19 protein-coding genes are annotated in these 21,476 nt (G+C 67.1%); 12 read left to right on the top strand and 7 right to left on the bottom strand.

Annotated elements, in window-relative coordinates; translation table 11 throughout:
* Positions 1 to 207 precede the first annotated feature (207 nt).
* Positions 208 to 1,602, top strand: a complete 1,395-nt coding sequence (locus tag ACFMRZ_RS01690) for a threonine/serine exporter ThrE family protein (RefSeq protein WP_400182748.1) — start codon at positions 208 to 210, stop codon at positions 1,600 to 1,602.
* 52 nt (positions 1,603 to 1,654) lie between these two features.
* Here the strand turns inward: ACFMRZ_RS01690 and ACFMRZ_RS01685 are convergent, their stop codons facing one another.
* From ACFMRZ_RS01685 to ACFMRZ_RS01675, 3 genes are all read right to left on the bottom strand, one after another.
* The gene (locus ACFMRZ_RS01685) at positions 1,655 to 2,380 is read right to left on the bottom strand and encodes a TetR/AcrR family transcriptional regulator (protein WP_400177592.1); all 726 of its coding nucleotides are present in this window, start codon (positions 2,378 to 2,380) and stop codon (positions 1,655 to 1,657) included.
* 62 nt (positions 2,381 to 2,442) lie between these two features.
* Positions 2,443 to 3,669 (bottom strand): cytochrome P450, encoded by a 1,227-nt coding sequence (locus tag ACFMRZ_RS01680; protein ID WP_280276479.1) that lies wholly within the window; start codon positions 3,667 to 3,669, stop codon positions 2,443 to 2,445.
* A 139-nt stretch (positions 3,670 to 3,808) separates the two neighbouring features.
* The gene (locus tag ACFMRZ_RS01675) at positions 3,809 to 4,378 is read right to left on the bottom strand and encodes a peptide deformylase (RefSeq protein ID WP_400177591.1); all 570 of its coding nucleotides are present in this window, start codon (positions 4,376 to 4,378) and stop codon (positions 3,809 to 3,811) included.
* Between the two features lie 46 nt (positions 4,379 to 4,424).
* Between ACFMRZ_RS01675 and ACFMRZ_RS01670 the strand changes: the two genes are divergently transcribed.
* Complete coding sequence (locus ACFMRZ_RS01670; protein WP_280365999.1) at positions 4,425 to 4,970, top strand: PadR family transcriptional regulator; 546 nt, start codon at positions 4,425 to 4,427, stop codon at positions 4,968 to 4,970.
* 172 nt (positions 4,971 to 5,142) lie between these two features.
* Positions 5,143 to 5,781, top strand: coding sequence for a DUF4190 domain-containing protein (locus ACFMRZ_RS01665; protein WP_400177590.1), 639 nt, complete (start codon positions 5,143 to 5,145; stop codon positions 5,779 to 5,781).
* 78 nt (positions 5,782 to 5,859) lie between these two features.
* Here the strand turns inward: ACFMRZ_RS01665 and ACFMRZ_RS01660 are convergent, their stop codons facing one another.
* Complete coding sequence (locus ACFMRZ_RS01660; protein ID WP_400177589.1) at positions 5,860 to 7,500, bottom strand: aminotransferase class V-fold PLP-dependent enzyme; 1,641 nt, start codon at positions 7,498 to 7,500, stop codon at positions 5,860 to 5,862.
* 222 nt (positions 7,501 to 7,722) lie between these two features.
* On the opposite strand from ACFMRZ_RS01660, the gene ACFMRZ_RS01655 reads away from it, so the two are divergent.
* Both ACFMRZ_RS01655 and ACFMRZ_RS01650 read left to right on the top strand, forming a co-directional pair.
* A complete protein-coding gene (locus ACFMRZ_RS01655) occupies positions 7,723 to 8,745 on the top strand; it encodes a zinc-dependent alcohol dehydrogenase family protein (protein ID WP_400177588.1) in 1,023 nt (340 codons plus the stop codon).
* Positions 8,746 to 8,795: 50 nt separating this feature from the next.
* Entirely contained in the window at positions 8,796 to 9,206 is a 411-nt protein-coding gene (locus tag ACFMRZ_RS01650) for a cupin domain-containing protein (RefSeq protein ID WP_400177587.1), read from the top strand.
* A gap of 19 nt (positions 9,207 to 9,225) precedes the next feature.
* Here the strand turns inward: ACFMRZ_RS01650 and ACFMRZ_RS01645 are convergent, their stop codons facing one another.
* The gene (locus ACFMRZ_RS01645) at positions 9,226 to 9,543 is read right to left on the bottom strand and encodes a hypothetical protein (protein ID WP_400177586.1); all 318 of its coding nucleotides are present in this window, start codon (positions 9,541 to 9,543) and stop codon (positions 9,226 to 9,228) included.
* 312 nt (positions 9,544 to 9,855) lie between these two features.
* Positions 9,856 to 11,010 carry a helix-turn-helix domain-containing protein gene (locus tag ACFMRZ_RS01640; RefSeq protein ID WP_400177585.1) on the bottom strand — a complete coding sequence of 385 codons (1,155 nt, stop codon included), beginning with the start codon at positions 11,008 to 11,010 and terminating at the stop codon, positions 9,856 to 9,858.
* Positions 11,011 to 11,068: 58 nt separating this feature from the next.
* On the opposite strand from ACFMRZ_RS01640, the gene ACFMRZ_RS01635 reads away from it, so the two are divergent.
* Positions 11,069 to 12,445: a helix-turn-helix domain-containing protein gene (locus tag ACFMRZ_RS01635; RefSeq protein WP_400177584.1), complete on the top strand. Its 1,377-nt coding sequence runs from the start codon at positions 11,069 to 11,071 to the stop codon at positions 12,443 to 12,445.
* A gap of 370 nt (positions 12,446 to 12,815) precedes the next feature.
* A complete protein-coding gene (locus ACFMRZ_RS01630; protein ID WP_400177583.1) occupies positions 12,816 to 13,913 on the top strand; it encodes a hypothetical protein in 1,098 nt (365 codons plus the stop codon).
* Positions 13,914 to 14,181: 268 nt separating this feature from the next.
* On the opposite strand, the gene ACFMRZ_RS01625 is transcribed toward ACFMRZ_RS01630, so the two are convergent.
* A complete protein-coding gene (locus tag ACFMRZ_RS01625; RefSeq protein ID WP_280272397.1) occupies positions 14,182 to 14,652 on the bottom strand; it encodes a carboxymuconolactone decarboxylase family protein in 471 nt (156 codons plus the stop codon).
* Positions 14,653 to 14,822: 170 nt separating this feature from the next.
* On the opposite strand from ACFMRZ_RS01625, the gene ACFMRZ_RS01620 reads away from it, so the two are divergent.
* The 5 genes from ACFMRZ_RS01620 to ACFMRZ_RS01600 all read left to right on the top strand — a co-directional run bounded on the left by ACFMRZ_RS01620 (position 14,823) and on the right by ACFMRZ_RS01600 (position 21,476).
* Positions 14,823 to 15,713 carry an RNA polymerase sigma-70 factor gene (locus tag ACFMRZ_RS01620; protein ID WP_400177582.1) on the top strand — a complete coding sequence of 297 codons (891 nt, stop codon included), beginning with the start codon at positions 14,823 to 14,825 and terminating at the stop codon, positions 15,711 to 15,713.
* A gap of 114 nt (positions 15,714 to 15,827) precedes the next feature.
* Positions 15,828 to 16,508 (top strand): heme oxygenase (biliverdin-producing), encoded by a 681-nt coding sequence (locus ACFMRZ_RS01615; protein ID WP_400177581.1) that lies wholly within the window; start codon positions 15,828 to 15,830, stop codon positions 16,506 to 16,508.
* A gap of 321 nt (positions 16,509 to 16,829) precedes the next feature.
* A complete protein-coding gene (locus tag ACFMRZ_RS01610) occupies positions 16,830 to 18,932 on the top strand; it encodes an SDR family oxidoreductase (RefSeq protein WP_400177580.1) in 2,103 nt (700 codons plus the stop codon).
* Positions 18,933 to 19,007: 75 nt separating this feature from the next.
* The gene (locus ACFMRZ_RS01605; RefSeq protein WP_400177579.1) at positions 19,008 to 19,706 is read left to right on the top strand and encodes a polysaccharide deacetylase family protein; all 699 of its coding nucleotides are present in this window, start codon (positions 19,008 to 19,010) and stop codon (positions 19,704 to 19,706) included.
* 87 nt (positions 19,707 to 19,793) lie between these two features.
* Complete coding sequence (locus ACFMRZ_RS01600; protein ID WP_400177578.1) at positions 19,794 to 21,476, top strand: bifunctional metallophosphatase/5'-nucleotidase; 1,683 nt, start codon at positions 19,794 to 19,796, stop codon at positions 21,474 to 21,476.

Here is a 21,476-nt window from a genome sequence, read left to right as displayed (position 1 = left end):
GAGTTCGGTCGCGCGGACCGGCCCCGACCTGCGAATTCGCCCGTAGCGGCGGTCACCTTGTGTCCGGACCGTGATCACCGGTGCGCACGACGGAGGCTGACGGATTGCGGGGCAGCATCTACCTTGCAGTGTGTGAGCGAAGAGGTCGATACGGAAATCATCCGTGACGCGCCGCCGCATCCGCGGTCGTCGGGCGTCCGACGCGCGCTGACCAAGTTCGCCGGCAGACTGGTCGCGGAGCGCCAGGCCACCGTCGACGCGGTGGTGCAGGCGCCCGCGCCGCTGCAGCCCATCGATCTCACCGACGACGCCCGCGTGACCCAGGTGTTGGACTTGGCCGAACGCGTGGGCGAGGTGGTGCTGGCGTCGGGCACCGGTGTCACCGACACCATGACGCAGGTCGAGTTCATCGCCGCCACATACGGTTTGGCGCAGTGCGATATCGACGTCACCTACAACTCGATCCGTATCTCCGCCGACCGCGGGCCCACCCTGCCGCCGGCCAGCACCATGCGAATCGTGAACTACCGCTCGCTGGACTTCACCCGGCTGGCGGCGGTCGACCGGCTCACCCGCCGCATCCGCCGCGAGTTGGTGCCGCCGGAAGAGGCGCTGGCGGCGCTCGAGGAGATCACGACCGCGCCGCACCCCTACAACCGCTGGGTCGCGACGTTCGGGTGGTCGCTCATGGCGGCCTCGATCGCGCTGCTGCTCGGCGGCGGCGCCCTGCTCGCCTCCATCAGTTTCCTCGCCACCGCGACCATCGACCGCACCAATCGCTGGCTGAACCGGCGCGGGCTCCCGTTCTTCTTCCAGCACATGATGGGCGGCGCCATCGCCACCGTGCCGGCCATCCTGCTGAACACCTTCGGCAGCCGGATCGAGGCGAATTCGTCGCTGATCGTGGCGGCCGGTATCACCGTGCTGCTCAGTGGGCTGAGTCTGGTCGGTTCCGTCGAGGACGCCATCACCGGCGCGCCCATCACCGCCGCGGCGCGCATGCTCGAACTGCTCGTCATGACGGGCGGCATCATCGCGGGTGTGGCGCTCGCGCTGCGCGCCGCGGAGTTGCTCAACGCCTCCTCGCCCCATATCAATATGTCGTCGTCGTCCTACGACATCACCAATCTCCCGGTGAAACTCATCGCCGGCGCCATGGCCTCGCTGGCCTTCGCGCTGGCGTGCTACGCCGAGCGGCGCGCGCTCGCCGCCGCGGCGCTCAGCGGTATGGCGGCCACGGTCTGCTACCTGTTCGTGCAGTACGCCGACTTCGGCCCGGTGGTGTCCTCCGGCGTGGCCGCGACCGTCGTCGGTCTCGCCGGTGGTCTGATGGCCCGCCGCGCACTCACCCCGCCCTTGGTCGTAGCGGTCGCCGGGATCACGCCCCTGCTACCGGGCCTCAAGGTCTACCGCGGCCTCGCCGCACTCCTCAACGACCAGCAACTCCTCGGCCTCAACCAGATGCTCGCCGCCCTCGGCGTCGCCTGCGCCCTCGCCGCAGGCGTCACCCTCGGCGAATGGATGGCCCGCTTCCTCCGCCAGCCCCGAATCCTGCGGCGGTTCCAGGGCATCCGGCGTCCGGTAATCGACACGATGAACTGAGCACGGCTTCCACGGGACACGTGATGCTGGCGTGCGTCCGGGTCCTGTGGACTCAGGCGGCGGTGAGGCCTATGGTGCGGGCGAGGTCGGCGAGGGTGGCGTCGAAGAGGGCGTCGGAGTCTCGGACGGGGATGGGGTAGTTGCCGAAGACCTCGAGGGTGACGTGGCCGTAGAGGCGGGCCCAGAACGTGATCATGAGGTAGGTGACGCCGAGGTCGAGTTTCTCGGCGGGGAACTTCTGGCCCGATTCGGCGAGTACCGCGAGCAGTTCGGTCTGGAAGCCGATCAGGTCCTCGCGCAGCGCGTCGGGGATGACATCGGTTGCGGGGGTGACGATGTCGTAGGTGGTGAGCAGCCGCCCGGCCGCCTCCAGGAAGATGCGGCCGAACGGCTCGTCGAATTGCCGCATCGCGCTGGGCACGTCACCGGCCGGCGAAGCGAACACCAGGGTGAACTCCCTGGCGTGCGCCAGCGCCCAGTGCCGGAAACCCTTGCAGATCGCGAACAACTGGACCACGCCGTCGTCGGGCAGCGCCGCCACCTGGGTGGCGAGTTCGGCGGCGAGGTCGGCGCAGACGTCGCTGCGCAGGGCCGCGACCAGATCGTCGCGCGAGGAGTAGTACCGGTACAGCGCCGGCGCGGTGATACCCAGATCACGAGCGATGGCGCGCAGGGTCACCGCCTCCGGACCCTGTTCCACCAGCAGCCTTCTGGCCACCCGCCGGATGTCGGCGTCGCTCACCGCGGGCATCCGGCCGCGGCGTGCGGGTTGCTTCATGTCCTACCCCTCGACGAATGATGGGGCCCGGCACGGCGACCGCCGCGTCCGGGCCCGGCCGGTCATTCGTATGCGACCTGCCAGCTCTTGATTCCGTTCAACCAGCCCGAGCGTAGCCGTACCGGCTCGGAGACCTCACGCAGGTTGGGCATCACGTCGGCGATCGCGTTGAAGATCAGGTCCAGTTGCAGCCGCGCCAGATTGGCCCCGACGCAGTAGTGCGTGCCGGTGCCGCCGAATCCCACGTGCGGGTTGGGGTTTCGCATCACGTCGAAATCGAACGGCTTGTCGAAGTGCTCCTCGTCGAAGTTGGCCGAGGCGTAGAACAGGCCGACCCGCTGCCCTTTCTTGATCGGCTGGCCGCCGATCTCGGTGTCCTGCAGGGTGGTTCGCTGGAAGGCGATGACCGGGGTGGCCCAGCGCACGATCTCGTCCGGCGCGGTGCGCGGCCGCTCGGCCTTGTACAGCTCCCACTGCTCGGGGAAATCGATGAACGCCTTCATACCGTGCGTGGTGGCGTTGCGAGTGGTCTCGTTACCCGCGACCGCCAGCAGGATGACGAACCACGCGAACTCCTCGGAGCCCAGCGCCTCCCCGTCGACGTCGGCGGTGACGAGCTGGCTGACGATGTCGTCGGCCGGGCACTTGCGGCGTTCCTCCGACAGGTTCCAGGCGTAACCCATCACCTCGGCGTTGGCCATCCGGTAGGTGTCCTGGTACTGCGGGTCGTCGTAACCCATCATCTGGTTGGACCAGTCGAACAGCTTGCCGCGGTCCTCCTGCGGCACGCCGAGCAGTTCCGCGATCGCCTGCAGCGGAAGCTCGGCCGCCACCTGCTGGACGAAGTCGCCGCCGCCGGTCTTCTTGGCCTCGTGCACGATGCGCTCGGCCCGCTCGACCAGCGCTTCGCGCAGGGTCTGCACGGCGCGCGGGGTGAAGCCGCGGGAGATGATGCGCCGCAGCTTGTCGTGCGCGGGCGGGTCGGTGTTCACCAGCATCGCGCGCTGGATCTCGATCTCCTCGCGGGTGATGTCGCCGTTGAAGCGGATCACCGCGGTGTTCTCGTGGGTCGAGTACACCTCGGAGTTCTTGGAGATCTCCTTGATGTGGTCGAGCTTGCTGACGACCCAATAGCCGCCGTCGTCGAACCCGCTCACGCCGGCGGGCTGGTCCACCCACCAGACGGGCGCGGCCCGGCGCAGCTCTGCCCACTCCTCCACGGGCAGGCGCGTGGACAGCAGGTCGGGATCGGTGAAGTCGAAGTCGTGCGAGATGGACGGGGCTGACACGGTACCTCCTTTGGAACACGTTCCACAGGAGTGAACCACACCACACTCGTTTTGTGAACACCTTTTACTAAATGATGTTCACTAGATTTCCGATCGATCGCCCGCATAGCGGTCGCCGACGAGCGGAACGCCGCGGTGTTCAGCCGTGGAACGGGTCGGCGACGGTGCCCGGAAGCCAGGAGTTGCCGGGCCCCGTCCAGTCTCGCTCTTTGAGCATCTTGCGGGCCGCACGCTGGTTGCGACCGATCAGGCGAGACAGATAGAGCCGCCCGGCGAGGTGATCGGTCTCGTGCTGGAGGCAGCGAGCGAGGTAGCCGGTGCCCGCCACGGTGACCGATTGCCCGTCCGCGTTCACCCCGGTGACCTTCGCCCAGTGCGCGCGGCCGGTCGGGAACCATTCACCTGGCACCGAAAGGCAGCCCTCCCCGTCGGACTCCGGGTCGGGCATCGTCTCCGGGATATCGGAGGTCTCCAGCACCGGATTGACGACGTAACCGCGCTGCCGCACCCCGCGGTCGATCAGATCGTAGACAAATACCGCCCGGGGATCGCCGACCTGATTGGCGGCCAGGCCCGCACCGTTGGCGGCGGTATTCGTCTCGAACAAGGTGTCGATGAACGCCGCCAGCTCGGCGCCGAACTCGGTAACGGTAACGGCCTGAGTGGTGAGCCGGGGGTCGCCGGCGATGAGAATCGGTCGTACAGCCATGCCCGCGAGACTACTCAAATACGAGTAGTCATGTCAGACTGAGGGGGTGAACGAGACCCGGTTGTTCGTCCTCGCCGCACTGGCCAAGCGCGGTCCCATGCACGGCCACCAGCTGCGCCGCGACGCCCGGCTGGACCGCGCGGACCTGTGGTCGCGGGTGAAGCCGGGCTCGCTGTACGGGGCGCTGCACCGGATGAGCGACGAGGGCCTGATCCGGCCGCTACGCACCGAACAGCCCGGCGCGCTGCCCGCCCGGACCGTCTACGAGATCACCGAGGAGGGCTTGCGCGAATTGCGGGCCCTGCGCGACGAGGCCCTCACCGACGTCGCCATCCGGCCCGATCCGGTGGATCTCGCACTGGCCGTCAGCACCGACCTCGATCCGGAGTTGTTGCGCGGCTATTTCACCGACCGGATGGCCGCGCTGCGTGCGCATCTCGTGCGCATCGAACATCAGCTCGAGCGGCGCTGGCCGGACCAGGGCGCGGTGGACGATCTCGTCGTCGACCACGCCAGGATGCGCATCCAGGCCGAGATCGACTGGCACGAAAAGGTTCTCACCGATGTCGACAAACTTGACGTAGGCCGCTGACCCCACGAGTGGGAACCGGCGCGCGCTCCGGACATACGGGACGGTACGGTGAGCGGTCGGCCTGCCGCCCCGGCGGGCCAGGTTTCCTTGGAGGGGAATCGCTTTGAACGTCAATCAGCCGCCGCCGCAAGGGTTTCCGCCACCGGGGCCGCCGCCCGGAGGTTACCCGCCGGTGCCCGGCCAGTTCGCTCAGCAGCCGCCGCCACAGCAGCAGGGCACGAACGGTTTCGCGATCGCCGCACTGGTCACCGGCATCCTCGGCGGCATCTGCGGGCTGTCGATCGTCTTCGGCATCATCGCCCTGGTGCAGATCAAGAAGACCGGCCAGCGCGGCCGCGGCTTGGCGATCGCCGGCCTGGTGCTCACGGCGGCGTGGATCGCGCTCGGGGTGATCGGGGCGGTCGCCGGAATCGCCAACAGCCCGCGGGACTCCTCGGGCGAAATCACCAGCAGCGGATCGGAATCGGTGACCCGCCTGCGCGCGGGCGACTGCGTCGGCGGCATCGAAGACGGCAAACGCATGACCGAGATCTCCGTCTCCCCCTGCACGCAAGCCCACGACGGCGAGGTCATCAGCCAATTCGACCTCCCCAAGGGCTCCTGGCCCGGCGAACCCACCGTCGCCCAGCAGGCCGAAACCCGCTGCACCGCCGACATAGAGCAGGCCCTAGCCAACAGCCCCATGCTCGACAAACTCCAAATCTCCTACCTCTACCCCGACAACAAGAAAGATTGGGACCGCGACCGCGGCATCACCTGCCTCGTCTTCGACGCCGCGGGTGGAAAGCTGACGGGCAGCGTCCCCCGCTGAGTAACCGCCCGCCCGGTCCGTCAACTGCGGGTTACCGGGCGGGCGATGGTGTGTTCTGGGCACTGCTGCGAATCGGACTCAGCACTGCTCGCGTGGCGGGAGATCGTGACTTTCACACGGGCGATTGCGATAGGTGCCGACGAAGTCGATGAACCGCTGGACATCGTGGAAGTTCGAGGCTATTCCGAGCGATACACGAATCGCGCCGCCGGTCGGCAAGCCGACCTCCGCGACATACTCGTCGATGGTGCGCACTTGGCGTCCGGCCATGCGGCGCAGGGCCGTTCGACTGAGACCGAAAGCGGCCTCACCCGAGCCGGGATTGCAGAAGCAGCCCGTCCGGAGCGACAGGCCCGACGCCGAGGACTCGCGCGCGACCAGACGTTCGTCGACGACGGCGCCGGAGGGGTCGAGAATGTTGAAAGCCACTGTCGCGCCGCGGCAGACCATCGTGCGCGGACCATAGATTCGAATCAGCGGCATACCGTTGTCGTGTTCCAGCGCCGTCAGTCGATCCAGTAGCCATCCGGTCAGGCAACGGGTGCGCCGACAGATCAAATCCATGCCGATACCGCGCACCCAATCGAGCCCGTATTCCACATCGGGCACAGCCAGGAAGTTCACGGTGCCGTCTTCGTATGCCGTACCGCCCGGCGCCATGGCGTGCCAACCACCCCGCACGCTGACCGCGCGGATACTGCCGCCCGCGAACCAGGGTCGTCGCAGCCGGGCCAAGGCGTCCCGCCGGGCGATCAGGCAGCCGACACCGGTCGGATACCCGAATACCTTGTACCAGCTCACCGGTACGAAATCGGCGGGTACCGCGGCGAGATCGAGTCTGTTGGAGGGCACGTAGGCCGCCGCGTCCAGCAGTACGTCGAATCCGTACTCGTGCGCGAGTTCCACCCATTCCAAGGGATGCTGGACTCCACTGAAGTTGCTCTGCGCGGGATAGGCGAACAACCCGCGTCGCCGCTTCCCTGATCTGGATACGGCGGCAAGGATTTCCGGCAGCGCCCGGCGACTCAGTGCCGTGCGGACGGACTGCTCGCTCACTCGAAGTTCGGTTCCGGTGATATGGGCGTAGGCAGTGCGGGCGTGCTTGGCGCGCGCGAATTCTCTTATTCCGATGACCGAGTTGTGGTTGTCGGCGGTGAGGACGAGTGCGGTCGACCGATCGAACGGATACGCCTCACCGACCAATCGGCAGGCGGCCGTGGCATTAGCCGTGAATATCACGGCATACTCCTCCGGTGCGGCATTGAAGTAGCTGTATACGGCAGCCCTGGCAGCCTCGATGCGAGCCGTCGCAGCCAATGACGTGGGATTATCGGAATGTGGGTTGCCATAACAGGCGGCGGTGACCCACTCGTCATGCGCGCGGTGCTGGGCCGTGGCGGCGAGTCCCGCGCCGGTATAGTCCAGATAAATATGCTGCTGCTGATCGAGATATGCGTACTCGGTATCACGAAATTCATCGAGCACTGCTGTTTCGCTATATTCCGGATATTCGACCAAAAACGCCGTCGCATCGATCGTGCGGGCTCCGCTGCTGCTCACGGACCAATCCTTTTCTGCGAGAGAGGAGTTCAAGTCGGCTGCGGGCCGGTCGACCGGGCAGAGAAGCTGCCCGGCGGACCGATACTCGGGCTGCGCGATCGAACTGCCCCGTATGTTAGGTCGCACCACCCGCGCAGTGGCATCGCCGGCCTTCCCCACTCGGGGAACCGACCCGAGAAAGGCTCGCTCGGATCGGCACGTCGCCTCGGGCGCGGAGGCCCCTGCCGGTATCAGGCCGGAAGCTCGGGACCTCCGGGTGGAGGATCGACCGGTCACGCCGTACACCCACGACAGACCTGTCTCGATCGGTTGAACAGGGGCCGACTGGGAACCACGAGATGGATCCGGGAAGCGCCGAACCGACAGACGAAGGAGCCGATCATGCGTGGAGTGGTCATGTACGCCCCCGGCGACGTACGGGTCGAGGATCGGGACGATCCCCGGATCGTCGCGCCGACCGACGCGGTCATCCGCGTCACCGCCACCTGTATCTGCGGGTCGGATCTGTGGCCGTACCGCGGGGTCGAGGCCCTGAACGGACCGACCCCGATGGGCCATGAATACGTGGGCGTCGTGGAGGAGATCGGCCCTGAGGTGCGGGAGTTGCGGGTCGGCGATTTCGTGGTGGGATCGTTCTTCGCCTCCGACAACACCTGCGAGATCTGCCGGGCGGGCTATCAGTCTCGGTGTGTCCACGCCGTGGTGATGGGGTCGATCGGCACCCAGGCCGAGCGTGCCCGCATCCCCCTGGCCGACGGCACCCTGGTTCGTGTCCCCGGCGAGCCGACGCCGGAACAGGTGCGGCACCTGCTGGCCGCCTCCGACGTGCTCGGCACCGGATGGTTCGCCGCGGTGGCCGCCGAGGCCGGCCCGGGCAAGACGGTCGCTGTCGTGGGTGACGGCGCGGTCGGGTTGCTCGGTGTGCTCGCCGCCGCCCAGCTCGGCGCGGAGCGGATCATCGCCATGAGCCGGCATCCCGAAAGGCAAGCGCTGGCAAGGAAATTCGGCGCCACCGACATCGTCGAGGAGCGCGGCGACGCGGGCGTGGCTCGGATCAAGGAACTCACCGGCGGGCTGGGCGCGCACTCGGTCATCGAAGCAGTCGGTACCCAGGAGTCGATGGAGCAGGCCATCCGGTCCGCCCGCCCCGGCGGTCACATCGGCTACGTCGGTGTGGCCCACGACGTGCAGTTGGACGGGATGGAGCTGTTCTTCGCCGAGGTGCACCTGCACGGCGGTCCCGCCCCGGTGCGCCGCTTCCTGCCCGACCTGATCGACCTCATCATGAGCGGGGTGATCGACCCCGGCGACGTCTTCGACCTGACCCTGCCGCTCGACGAAGCCGCCGACGGCTACCGCGCGATGGACCAGCGCCGCGCGACGAAGGTCCTGCTCACAGTCTGATCGCGTCCGCCCCTCACCACGCAGCCCCCACCTGGGCGAAAGGAGTCGTCATGGAAAGGATCGCCAGCACCCCCACCGCCAAGGCCCCCGCCGAACGCTTCACCGGTGACGTCTATTTGAGCATGATCCAGACCCCCTCCGAACCCGCCCGCCTGGCCGCCGCCCTGGTCCGCTTCACTCCCGGCGCGCGCACCAACTGGCACTCCCACGCCTTGGGCCAAACCTTGCACGTCACCGACGGCGTCGGCCTGGTCGGCACCCGCGACGGCCGGACCCTGCGCATCACCGCCGGGCAAACCGTCACCTGCCCGCCCGGCGAAGAACACTGGCACGGCGCCACCGACACCACCCTCATGGCCCACCTCGCCCTGGCCGTCGGCGACGGCACCGGCGACGGCACCACCTGGCTCGAGCCCGTCACCGACGCCCAGTACACCGCAGCCCTCGCCGCCGCCGACTGAAGCCGGGCGACTCACCAGCTCACCGAATCGTCCGCTCGGGAGTCTGTTTCACCGCCCACCGAGCGAAACTCAGTCGCGGACAAACCGTTTCGATGTCGGCCACACACATCACCGCATTCAAAGTCATGACATCGAAATGCTCTGCGGCCGGGGCGATCACAACCTCCGCACCAGCCGCCCGCACCTGGTCGGCGAGAGGAATGCGACTGACTTCCGGCGCCCACACCAAGCTGTAACCCAACCGCTGCGCCAGCCGCCGCACCTGCGCCATATCCCATTCCAGCGCAACAGATTCCGGGTGCACCCAACCCAATGCGACAGGCATGCCGAGCTTCACGAGCGATCACTCCGGCGCTCACCACGCAGCGGTAACCGGATCAACGCCACAGTCAACACGACCAACGCCGAAATCAGAAGCAGCAAGAGCCATCCCGTGCCGCTCAGCGTTGTCGAAACTGCCCTCATACCCGCCCGCCTCTCGCTCCGCCATCGTTTGGAAGCGCCCACCGCCAGAGAGCCGCGAAGCCAAGGAGTCGGCTACCACCCGGCGATGGGGCCGAATAGAGAGTCACAGCCACGAACAGCACAAACAATGACACTTGTGACCCCGGAAGGCCGGAAGTGCCATTCGTGGGACGCTTCTCCCGGCTCAGTATTCGAGCTGAACGGCGTCAGCCAGCTCTCGCATGTCAGGCGTGAGGGTGCGCCGCTTGCGTACTACCTCGTTGAGGACGTCACGCGCATAACGTTGCTGCACAAGCCATTCCGGCGCTGTCCGCCGCACAGTTCGGAAGGACTCGAGGGCCTCGCCGAACCTGCCCATCTGAGTATGCGCATTGGCCACATCGAGCTTGTGGCGCATCCGGCTGGCACCCGCGGGTTCGATCGGCGGAGCCGGCACGTTGGACGCGATTGCGAGCGTCTTCTCCGGCTCGTGTGAGATGACGAACGACTCGGCAGCGATGTACGAGACCTCGAGCGGCCCGAACGTGCGACCCAGCAGCCGGTCGACATAGACGTCGTGCCCGATCCGAGCGGCCGCCGCCCGAGCCAATGCCAAGGCATCCTCGACTTCGCCCGGCTGATTGTCGCGCACGGCCGCATTCGCGATCTTCAACCACAGCCGCCCCCACATCGCCACCGTTTGCAGGCTTGCGCGCGAGAATCGCGGCTCGATGTCATCCGCCCAGCGGATCGCCATCGACCGAGCATCATCCAACCGGCCCTGCCGCAGCAGCGACCACAGCAACGTGTCCACGGCCGTAGCCGCTTCCAGATGAGTTTCCGCGACGTCGACCGCACGGCTGAGAACCATGTCGGCCGCCTCGAATTGCCGGGTCTGCGCGAGCAGCGACGCCGCGACATTCAGCACTTTGAAACGAAACGCGCGTCCGTCCCCGAGGCTCTCCACATCGCGAATCAAGCTCGGCAGCAACACCGTTACTTCCTGATACCGGTCGGCACCGATCATCGCTTGCACCGTGCGAAGCATCGCCTGCACGCCCTCGACAGTGGCGGGTACATCCGGCTGTGGGCTGTTGCCGAACAGCGCGGGCAAAACCGGCCGCCACTGCTCCTCGGTACCACTGTCGGGCTGCTCGTAATCGGGCTCGACCTGCAGAGCTGAGGTCCGCAGGTGCATCGCTACGGCGAACGCACGCAACGTCTCCAGACGCGGCTCGTAGTCTCCCTGCTCGATCTTGCGCAACTGAGACAACGAGACCCCAGCAGCCCCCGCCAATTCACGTTGTGTCATTCCGGCACGCTTACGAGCATTCTTCACCCGCTCGCCAACAACACTCATACAGCCACGCTACGGCTGATCCCGCTCGGCGTGTAGAACTCGAGGGTCACGGTCGCCGATGGACTTCGGCAACAGCTTCTACGCGGGAACACAGCAATCTATGTCTGCGGCGCCCCGGACGGCGAAGCAAAACGGGCCAGTCCCCTTTCAGCTGCGATGGGCTCCACCAACAATCGCCGCGGTCAGCGCCGGGAGACGGCTCAGAAACAGAGCGCAACATCCTCCAATGACCGTGCGATACCGGGTCTACCCTCGACCTATGGGCCGGCATGTGGGGCAGGCCATTGCCTCGGAACGAAAGATCGCGGGTTTGAGCCAGGTGCAGTTGGCCGGTCGCGCTCGGTACAGCCTGAGCATGGTCAAGGCGGTCGAGCAGGGGCGGGAGGTCGCGTCGCCGGGCTTTGTCGCGGCCGTGTCGAAGGCGCTCGGGGTGGACCCGGATCGGTTGCAGGGCACGCCGTATGTCGAGTCGCTCGAAGAAGACGGGCCGCTCGAAGGGTTGGGCGACCTGCGCGCGGTCATGGCCGAAGGCACGTATGTGCAGCCGCTAGAGGCACCGTCGGAAACGCAGTCTGCGAGTCAGCTTTCCGTCGTGGAAGCGGCTCTGCGTGGCGACAAGACTCGGCGCGCACTGGCAATGCTGCCCACGTTGATCCGGCAGTTGCACGGTGCCATCCAGACCTCGTCCGGTCCTGCACGTGTTCGGGCGTATGAAATGCTTTGCGGCGCTTATATTGCCGCCGAATGCGCGTGCTGCCGACTGGGCTACTCCTCGCTGACCGCATTGGTACTCGATCGGCTGGATTGGGTCGCCGCGCATACCGATGATCCCGGCTACGCGGTGCGAAGCCTGATGAAGCGGTCCAGATTGCTGATGTCGCACGGATCGACCGACGTCGCGATCTCGCTGATCGACCGGGGACTGCGCCTGGTCCCCGGGGAAAGCGAGAACGAGCGCGTGCTCCGCGGTTACGGCCATCTGCGCGGCGCGATCGTCGCGGCCCGCGGCCGACGACTGGACGTCGCGCAGGACCACATCGCCGCGGCCCGCCGGATCGCGAAGCCGATGAGTCGTGAAAGCGACCTCTACACAACCGATTTCGGACCCGGAAACGTCGAGATACACGCCTGCGCGGTCGAACTCGAGGCAGGAGATCCGGGCAAGGCGGCCACCTACGGCGCGGCATTGCAGTTGCCTGCCGATATGGCCGCGCCGCGTGCCGGGCACCACTGGCAGGACAATGCCCGTGCATGGCTGATGGCCGGTAAACCGGACAAGGCCCTGATCGCGCTGAACAAGGCCCGCATCGCCGCGCCGCAGCAAACCCGGCTGCATCCGTCGGTCCGGGAGACACTGCACGGCATCGCTTCGGCCCAGCGACGGCAGCAGGACAGTCTGCTCGGATTCGCATCCTGGTTGGGGACATCCTTGTAGGGACGGTTCGATGGCCTGGATCGACCAGGCCGGACACCCTCACCCCTACAGTGGTGTCGAATTCGCGCCCACGAACAACGCGCACGGCAAGTAGCGTCGAAATCCGCGCGCACTCACGCCCTTCGGCATTGACGCTCGAAACAGGAGCTGTCCTGCCCTGAATTACTCCGTCGGGCGAAAACAGACCATAGTCAGGGGCCTTCTGCTCTAGAAGAGGGGTAAGCAGCATGGTGCAGTGAGACGGCGTATCTATATAACAAGCCTGCGGGATTGGGAGTGCACCATGGGAAGGCTCGTTCCACACGATCATAAATATTGGTGTCCAGGGGGGTGGCCCTGGGAATGGTTCGATACCTGCACGCGGCACGGAATGGCGTGGCAGTACGATTTCGAATGGGTCCACTCGACGAAGTTTGCGGTCTGGGCGGACTACCAGGGGTGTGAGAACGGGACGCTCTACGAATGGTCGGGTCCTGACCTCGGACTGGGCAGCGGGACCACGTTTCACGTCACCGAATGGTTCGATGATCCTCTCTCTCCCAGTGGAGAATGCGCTCTCGCCGGCGGCGGCGCGTACCCCGGGGCGGCTCTGACGATAGCCTCCATCGACGGTCGGGCGCCCGGGCTGTCGGCCGTGAACCGTCAGCTGTACGCCGCGTGGAAAGGCGTCACCGGCGATCAAGGATTGTGGTGGTCCACCTGCGACGGCAGCAGCTGGGCTGCCCAGCGCCACATCGATGATGTGGGGTCCTGCATCGGGCCGTCGCTGGCGAGTGTCGGTGGCAAGCTGTACGCGGCTTGGCGAGGCGTGACCGGTGACCAGCGGCTGTGGTGGTCCTCGTACGACGGTTCCTCGTGGGCTCCCCAGCGCGCCGTACCGGGCGCGGGTTCCAGCATCGGACCTGCGCTGGCCGAGTTCGACGGACGACTGTACGCCGCGTGGAAAGGCGTCGACGGCGACGAACGGATTTGGTGGTCATCCTGGTTCGGGCAGGAATGGGAACCGCAGCAAGCCATTCCGTGGGTCGGCTCCAGCATCGGGCCCGCGCTGGCCGAATTCGATGGACGACTGTATGCCGCGTGGAAGGGCGTCGAGGGCGACGAGCGGCTTTGGTGGTCTTCGTCCGACGGGGTGTCGTGGGCAGCTCAGCAAAACATCCCAGGGGTGGCTTCCAGCATCGGCCCCTCGCTGGCGAGTTTCGACGGAAAGCTATACGCGGCATGGAAGGGGCAAGCGGGCGACCAGGGCATCTGGTGGTCTTCGTTCGACGGCCGCGGTTGGGCGCCTCAGCAACGTATCGAGGGCGTCGCCTCGAGCATCGGTCCCGGTCTCGCGAATTTCGACGACGCGCTTTTCGCGGTATGGAAAGGAATGCTGGGCGATCAGGCATTGTGGTGGTCGGTGTTCGACGGTAAGAAATGGGACCATCAGAAGCAGATAAACGGCGTAGGAACGAGCCCCGAGTAACATGCCGAATCCCATTGCGAGACAACGACACAAGCGCGGACCTCTCTTCGTGGTCCGTTTACCGCGATGGCTGGTCAAAACAGAAATCGGACTCGGTGACGTGATCAAGAAAGGCACCGAGCAGGCGGGGGTGCCGGCGTGTGGAAACTGCCGACGTCGCGCTGTGAGACTGAACCGGATGCTTTCCTTCACCAGCCGCGCCTCGAAGTGAACAGGGGTGCGGCGACCGAGGGCCCGGCCTGGTTTGAAGGCCGGGCACCCCCGGACTTCAGTTCGGCGCGGGCTCGTACGACCCACCCTGCTGGCGCACGATCACCCCCAGGCGATTGGCCGCGTTGATCTGGGCGACCAAGGCGACAAGGGCGGCAATCTGGTCGTCGTCGTAGTGCTTGCGGACGGCGGCCCAGGTTTCGTCGGACACGCCGGTGTGGGCGTCGGCGATCCGGGTGCCCTCCTCGGCAAGCGCGAGCGCCGCCCGTTCGGGCTCGGTGTAGACGGTGGACTCGCGCCAGGCGGCGACCAGGTTGATGCGGGCGACCGACTCACCGGCGTGCGCCAGGTCCTTGCTGTGCATGTCGGTGCAGTACGCGCAGCCGTTGATCTGGCTGACGCGCAACATCATCAGGTCCTGCGTGGCCTTCGGCAGGTCCGACTGCACGACCACCAGGCTGGCATTGCCGAATCGCTTGGCGAACTTCGCGCCGAGTTCACTGTCGAACATGTTGAAACGGGGTTCCATGATGTCGTCCTCACTGTGTGTCGTTGATCGAACGACCACAAGATGCCGACGCGCCGATCCCCGTGACAGCGCGACGATGTGACCTATGCCACCGCCGATGGCTGTCACAAACGGGCACGCCTCGGCATCGTGTGGGCGAGAGTCGAACAGCGAGCAGACCGGAGCCACCCATGAGCAAGCCCACCGCCGACGCCACCGGCGTCTTCGTCACCCACCGGAATCTGCTGTTCACCGTCGCCTACGAGATGCTCGGCTCGGCCGCCGACGCCGAGGACGTCCTGCAGGAGACCTGGATGAAATGGGTGGCCGTGGACCTGGACACGGTGCAGGATCAGCGCGCCTACCTGGTGCGCATCACCACGCGCCAGGCACTCATGCGATTGCGCTCGCTCGGGCGCCGCAAGGAGTCCTACGTCGGCCCGTGGCTGCCCGAGCCGCTGCTGACCGCGCCCGATGTCGCCGAGGACGTGGAACTCGCCGAGCACGTGTCGATGGCGATGCTGCTGGTGCTCGAGACCCTCGCGCCGACCGAGCGCGCGGTCTTCGTGCTGCGGGAGGTGTTCGACCTCGGCTACGACGAGATCGCCGAGTCCGTCGACAAGACCCCGGCCGCCGTCCGCCAGATCGCCCACCGCGCCCGGGCACACGTCGCCGCCCGCCGCCCGCGCGGCGTGATCTCCCCCGCCGACACCCGCCAGGCCATCGAGGCATTCCAGCGCGCCATCGAAACCGGCGACATCCAGGGCCTACTCGATCAACTCGCCCCCGATGTCGTGTTCCTGGGCGACGGCGGCGGCATCAAACAGGCCGCCCTGCAACCCATCGTCGGCGCCGACTCCGTGGCCGCCCTGCTGGCGAGCAGCCTTCCCCGCATCGGCCGCGAGATGACGGTGGAACCGGCGCAGATCAACGGCTACCCGGCACTCATCCTCCGCCTCGACGGCGAGGTCGACACCATCATGGCGGTCCGCGTCGACGACACCCGCATCACCGGCCTCTACTCCGTCCGCAACCCGGAAAAACTCTCCCGCACAACCCACCACACCCTCCTCGCCCGCTGACCCGCCCTCGTCCGAAAGTTTGATTCGTGTGGTCCAGCGCCCGGGTATGGTCTAGGTAGAGAAGTTAGGTAACCCATAGTTGTGATCCCGGGGTCGGGTGAGGAAGCAGGATCCATGCCGAAGACTTCACCATCGTCGGAGACCGTGCCGTTCTCGACACAGATCCGCACCGCTACCGAGCGGCAGCACGCGGACGCGGAGAACTCCACGTTCATGAGCGACATGCTCGGCGGTGCCCTCGGCGTGGCGGCGTTCTACCGCTATACCGGCCAGCTGTGGCATGTGTACCGCGCGCTGGAGGCGCACTGGGGAGACCTCGCCGATGATCCGGTGGCCGGTCCGTTCGTCCGTCCCGAATTGGCGCGGCTGGCGCACCTCGAGGCCGATCTCGCCCATCTCGGCGGCGAGAGCTGGCGCGGCGACCTCGATCCGCTGCCCGCCACCGCCGACTACGCCGCCCGCATCGAGGACTGCGCGCGCACCTGGCCGGCCGGTTACGTCGCCCACCACTACACGCGCTACCTCGGCGACCTGTCCGGCGGGCAGGTCATCCGCGGCACCGCCGAGAAGCTGTGGCATTTGCCCAAACGTGGTGACGGCGTGCGGTTCTACGTCTTCGACCAGATTCCCAACCCGGCCGCGTTCAAGCGGGAGTACCGCGTCCTGCTGGACCAGCTGGCCGTCGACGATCTCGAGAAGCAGCGTGTCCTCGGTGAATGCCAGCGCGCCTTCGCGTTCAACACCGCTCTGTTCCAGGAACTGGCAGGGGAATTCCCGGTCCGTCAGCAGGGCTGATCTCCGCCGAACCGATGATTGCCGATCGGTAGCCACCTGGTTCTCGCGGTTACATCAAATCCATTGACACACATACCGAACGGCGTCTCACGTGGTGACAAGACCCACACCGCGAGAGGCGCCGTCGGGTTGCGAGCACCCGCCCGCCACCGTTAAAGTTACTGACCAGTTAGACACGAAGGTGTTTCTATCCAGCCCCTGCCTCTGCTAGCGGGCTGAATCATTCCGCGTCCGCATCCACCGATGCATGTCGGGCGAACATTGCTGCGCATCGGCGGAAACCGTTGCGCGACAACGAGTTCGACAGGCAAAGGAGGGACGATGGTCTCCTATCTCGTTACCGGCGGCACCGGATTCCTGGGACGGCGCGTGGTGCAGGGCCTGCTCGAGCACGATCACGACGCGGTGGTCCACGTGCTCGTCCGCGAGGCCTCGGTCGCCAAGCTCGCCGAGCTGGCCGACAGCTGGGGCGCGCAGCACCGCGTCTTCCCGCTGATCGGCGATCTGACTTCGGAAAACCTTGGCCTGCAGGATATTCCGCCGCGCGTGGAGCACATCGTGCACCTCGGTGCGGTCTACGACATGACCGCCGACGAGGAAACCGCCTACGCCGCGAATGTCACCGGCACCCGCTCGGTCATCGCCCTCGCGACCGAACTCGACGCCGTCCTGCACCACGTGTCGTCGGTCGCCGTGGCCGGTGACCATCGCGGCAAGTTCTTCGAGGACGATTTCGACCTCGGCCAGCAGCTGCCGTCGCCGTACCATCGCACGAAGTTCGCGGCCGAGAAGCTGGTGCGCGAGGCCAAGGGTTTGCGCTGGCGGGTCTACCGTCCGTCGATCATCGTCGGCGATTCCCGGACCGGCGAGATGGACAAGATCGACGGTCCCTACTACTTCTTCCCGGCCATCGCCCGCCTGGCGGGACTGCCGTCGGGCCTGCCGGTCCCGCTGCCCGATCTGGGCGCCACCAATATCGTTCCGGTCGACTATGTCGCGACGGCCATGGTCCGGCTGATCACTCGCCCCGGGCTGCTCCGGCGCACCTTCCACCTGGTCAACCCGGACCCGCAGCCGTTCGGCGACGTCTACGCCGCGCTGGCCCGCGCCGCCGGGGCGCCGACCGGGCTGGGCACCGTGCCGGGCAGCCAGTCCGCGCTGCGGGCGCTGGCGCAGTTGCCCGGCGTCACGCAGGTTCGAGATTTGTTGTTACAGCAGTGGAGAATTCCCGCCGAGGTCGCGCCGCACGTGTCGTTCGAGTCCGAATTCGTCTCCGACTCCACCCGCGCCCGGCTGCGCGGCCTGCCGGTGCCCGCGTTCGACTCCTATGCCGACAAGCTCTGGGAATACTGGCGCACACACCTGGATCCCGACCGCGCCCGCCGCACCGGCGACCCGCTGCGGGGCCGGATCGTGCTCATCACCGGCGCGTCCTCCGGTATCGGCCTGGCCACCGCGCACGCCGTCGCCCGGCGCGGCGCCACGGCGCTGATGGTCGCCCGCAATCCGGACGAACTGGAATCCGCGGCCGCCGCGGTGCGCGCGGAAAGCGGTGCGGCGCAGGCATACTCGTGCGACATCACCGACGAGAAGGCGGTCGAGCTACTGGTCAAGCAGGTGCTGGCCGACCACGATCACGTCGACTACGCCATCAACAACGCCGGTCGCTCCATCCGCCGCTCGGTCCTCGAATCCACCGACCGGATGCACGATTTCGAACGGACCATGGCGGTGAACTACTTCGGCGCGGTGCGGCTGATCCTGGCGCTGCTGCCGTCGATGCGGGAACGCCGCTTCGGGCATTTCGTGAACATCTCCTCGATCGCCGTGCAGACCAAGCTGCCGCGGTTCGCGGCCTACGTCGCCAGCAAGTCGGCGCTGGATACCTTCAGCGAGATCGCCGCGGTCGAAAATGCCGATGCCGGAATCACTTTCACCTCGGTCCGGATGCCGCTGGTGCGCACGCCGATGATCGCACCGACCGAGCTGTACCGCTCTCTTCCGGTCCACACTCCCGAGCAAGCGGCCGCGATCGTGGTTCGCGCCCTGGAGCAGCGCCCGACCCGCATCGACACCCCGATCGGTACCTTCGCGCAATTGGTCGACACGGTGCTGCCATCGGTCAAGAAGGCAATCCTGCACCGCAGCTTCCACATGCTCGGCGATTCGACGCCCGCCCGCCAGGCAGCGAACATCGGCAATACGGAGACCCCCAGCACGGCAGCCGACTCGCAAAGCTCAACGCGCGCAGGCGCAGTGGTGTCCGCCACCACCTCGGACACCCCGCGCGAGGCCGCACCCGCGCGGAACGCCGAATCCGCCGGCGGCCCGCTACTCGCCCTGGCTCCGATCTTCCAACCGCTGATGAGCCTGCCCGGTCCCGCCGCCCGCATCGCGAACGGAATCCCCGGCCTGCACTGGTGATTTCGCCGGGCAATCCGGCCTCGCGGCACGCTCGCCGCAGCTGACCGAACCTGGCCGCGTGCTAGTTTGCACCGGGTGAAACGCAGGTTGCTCATCCCCGTCGCGCTCAGCCTGGTCGTCGTGGTGGCGGCCTGCGCCGGACTCTACGTGCTGATGAACTCTCGCACCTATCAGGTGGCGGGACGGCTGGTGCATCGGATTGATACGGCCGACAAGGTGGTTGCGCTGACCTTCGACGACGGACCGACCGAGCGCACGCCGGAGATCCTGGCGACGCTCGGCGCACTGGCGGTTCCGGCGACCTTCTACCTCGTCGGACGTGATCTCGCGTCCCGCCCCGGGGACGGCGCCGCCATCGCCGCGGCGGGGCACGAGATCGGCAACCACAGCTACAGCCATCGGCGGTTCGTCCTCGTCACCCCGGGGACCGTGCGCGACGAGGTCGAGCGCACCGATGCCGAGATCCGTCGGACCGGGTACCACGGCCCGATCACCTTCCGCCCGCCGTACGGGAAGAAGCTGTTCGCGCTGCCGACGTACCTGTCGGATCACGATCGCACGACGGTGATGTGGGACGTCGAGCCGGATTCCCACGGCGACGCCGAGACCGGACGAATCGTCGACGAAACCCTCGATGCGGTCCGACCCGGCTCGATCATCCTCCTGCACGCCATGTATCAGGCCGATTCACGGGCCGCGGTCGTCCCCATCGTCGACGGCCTCCGCGCCCGCGGGTACCGCTTCGTGACGGTGTCACAGCTGATCGGCGGATAGGGCAACGCCGACCCCGGGAGGGACAACCGACCAGAATTCACCTGCTCGTCGCGCACACGCCAGCGGCTTCTGCGAAAGTCGTTTCCTATGAAGGCTCGTCATCGAATCGGTGGGGTGCTGGCGACCGCCCTCGTGCTGCTCGCGTCGGCCGGATGCGGCGATAGATCCGCACCACCCGCGCCGAAACCCGGTGCGGTGCCGCTGGTGTCGACGGACGACCTGCCGACACCGCAGCCCGGCGAGATACACCTGTTCGGCCTCAACGACCTGCACGGCAATCTCCAACCCCCGTCCGGCAGCAACGGGCATATCGCCACCTTCCCCGCCGGCGGCGCGGCCTATCTCGCGACCCACCTGGGCAGGCTGAAGTCGGCATATCCGGACAGCGCCGTGCTCGCCGCCGGAGACAATATCGGCGCCAGCCCGCTGGTATCGGCGCTGTTCCACGACGAGCCGACCATCGGCTTCCTCGGCAGCATCGGCACCGCGGCCTCCGCGGTCGGCAATCACGAATTCGACGACGGGATACCGGAACTGGTGCGCCTGCAGCGGGGCGGCTGCGCCTGGGACGGCTGCGTGCCGGGCGAGCCGTTCACCGGCGCTCGATTCCCCTACCTGGCCGCCAATGTCACCGACGGCAACGGGCAGCTCCCGCCCGGCCTGCGGCCCTGGACGATGCTCGAGGTGGGCGGCCACAAGATCGGCGTGATCGGCACCGTCACCCCCGAGACCGTGAACATCGTGATGCCCGAGGGCATCCGCGGCTACACCTTCGGCGACGAGGCCGACGCTGTCAATAAGTTCGTCCCGCAACTGCGGGCCGCCGGCGCGGAAACCGTGGTGGCGCTCATGCACGACGGCGGATCGCAGCGCACCCACGGCGGGCCGCTGGACTACAACGGATGCGCCGACATCACCCCGAACGTCACCGCGCTGGCCGAGCGCACCGACCCCGCGGTTCGCGTGATCATGACCGCGCACAGCCACCAGGCGTACAACTGCACCATCGCGGGCAAGGTGGTCACCCAGGCCGCCTCCTACGGACGGCTGATCACCGATGTCGCGCTGCGATTCCACGACGGCACCGTCGACGCGCGCGCGGTGAATCGCGTCGTCACCCGGGATGTGCCACCGGATCCGGCGACCGCTCGCACCGTGGATTTCTATGCCGCCCAGGCGGAACCGCGCGCCGAACGCGTGATCGGCACCGCGACCGCTCCCCTGCCGAACGAACCCGCACCGGCGGGTGACTCACCGCTGGGCGATTTGATCGCCGACGCCATGCTCGCCGCCATGGCCCCCGACCGAGCCGTCGCCGCGTTCATGAACGCCGGTGGCGTGCGCGCGGACCTGTCCGACGGCGCCATCACCTATGAGAACGCCTACACCGTGCAGCCGTTCGGCAATCAGGTCGTGACGGTGGTGCTGACCGGTCAGCAGCTTCTCCGGTTGCTGGAGCAGCAGTGGGACGGCGCGGGCAAGGCCGGTGTGCTGTCCGTGGCCGGTATCAGCTACGCGTATTCCGATGCCGCGCCCACCGGACGCAAGGTACTCCCCGACACCGTGCGCATCGGCGGGCAACCGCTGAATCCCGTTGCGGTGTACCCGGTCTCGACCAACAACTTCCTCGCCGCCGGCGGCGACGGTTTCACCGTGTTCACCGAGGGCGACCGGGCGGCGGTCGGCCCGACGGACCTCGACGCCCTGGAGTCCTACCTGCGGACTCGCGGGGCCGTCGACCCTCCGTCGGGCCGGATCGAGCGACGCTGA

The sequence above is a fragment of the Nocardia sp. N2S4-5 genome (assembly GCF_044628355.1).
Taxonomy (GTDB): Bacteria; Actinomycetota; Actinomycetes; order Mycobacteriales; family Mycobacteriaceae; genus Nocardia; species Nocardia wallacei_B.
Note: the sequence above shows the minus strand (reverse complement) of the source record. Positions and strands in the feature narration are given on the sequence as shown.

Coding starts and splice junctions, on each gene's coding strand:
- ACFMRZ_RS01630 (WP_400177583.1), top strand. CDS start 12,816: ATGGCGTGGCAGTACGATTTCGAATGGGTCCACTCGACGAAGTTTGCG.
- ACFMRZ_RS01615 (WP_400177581.1), top strand. CDS start 15,828: ATGCCGAAGACTTCACCATCGTCGGAGACCGTGCCGTTCTCGACACAG.
- ACFMRZ_RS01635 (WP_400177584.1), top strand. CDS start 11,069: ATGGACTTCGGCAACAGCTTCTACGCGGGAACACAGCAATCTATGTCT.
- ACFMRZ_RS01625 (WP_280272397.1), bottom strand. CDS start 14,652: ATGGAACCCCGTTTCAACATGTTCGACAGTGAACTCGGCGCGAAGTTC.
- ACFMRZ_RS01640 (WP_400177585.1), bottom strand. CDS start 11,010: ATGAGTGTTGTTGGCGAGCGGGTGAAGAATGCTCGTAAGCGTGCCGGA.
- ACFMRZ_RS01620 (WP_400177582.1), top strand. CDS start 14,823: ATGAGCAAGCCCACCGCCGACGCCACCGGCGTCTTCGTCACCCACCGG.
- ACFMRZ_RS01600 (WP_400177578.1), top strand. CDS start 19,794: ATGAAGGCTCGTCATCGAATCGGTGGGGTGCTGGCGACCGCCCTCGTG.
- ACFMRZ_RS01655 (WP_400177588.1), top strand. CDS start 7,723: ATGCGTGGAGTGGTCATGTACGCCCCCGGCGACGTACGGGTCGAGGAT.
- ACFMRZ_RS01610 (WP_400177580.1), top strand. CDS start 16,830: ATGGTCTCCTATCTCGTTACCGGCGGCACCGGATTCCTGGGACGGCGC.
- ACFMRZ_RS01650 (WP_400177587.1), top strand. CDS start 8,796: ATGGAAAGGATCGCCAGCACCCCCACCGCCAAGGCCCCCGCCGAACGC.
- ACFMRZ_RS01685 (WP_400177592.1), bottom strand. CDS start 2,380: ATGAAGCAACCCGCACGCCGCGGCCGGATGCCCGCGGTGAGCGACGCC.
- ACFMRZ_RS01675 (WP_400177591.1), bottom strand. CDS start 4,378: ATGGCTGTACGACCGATTCTCATCGCCGGCGACCCCCGGCTCACCACT.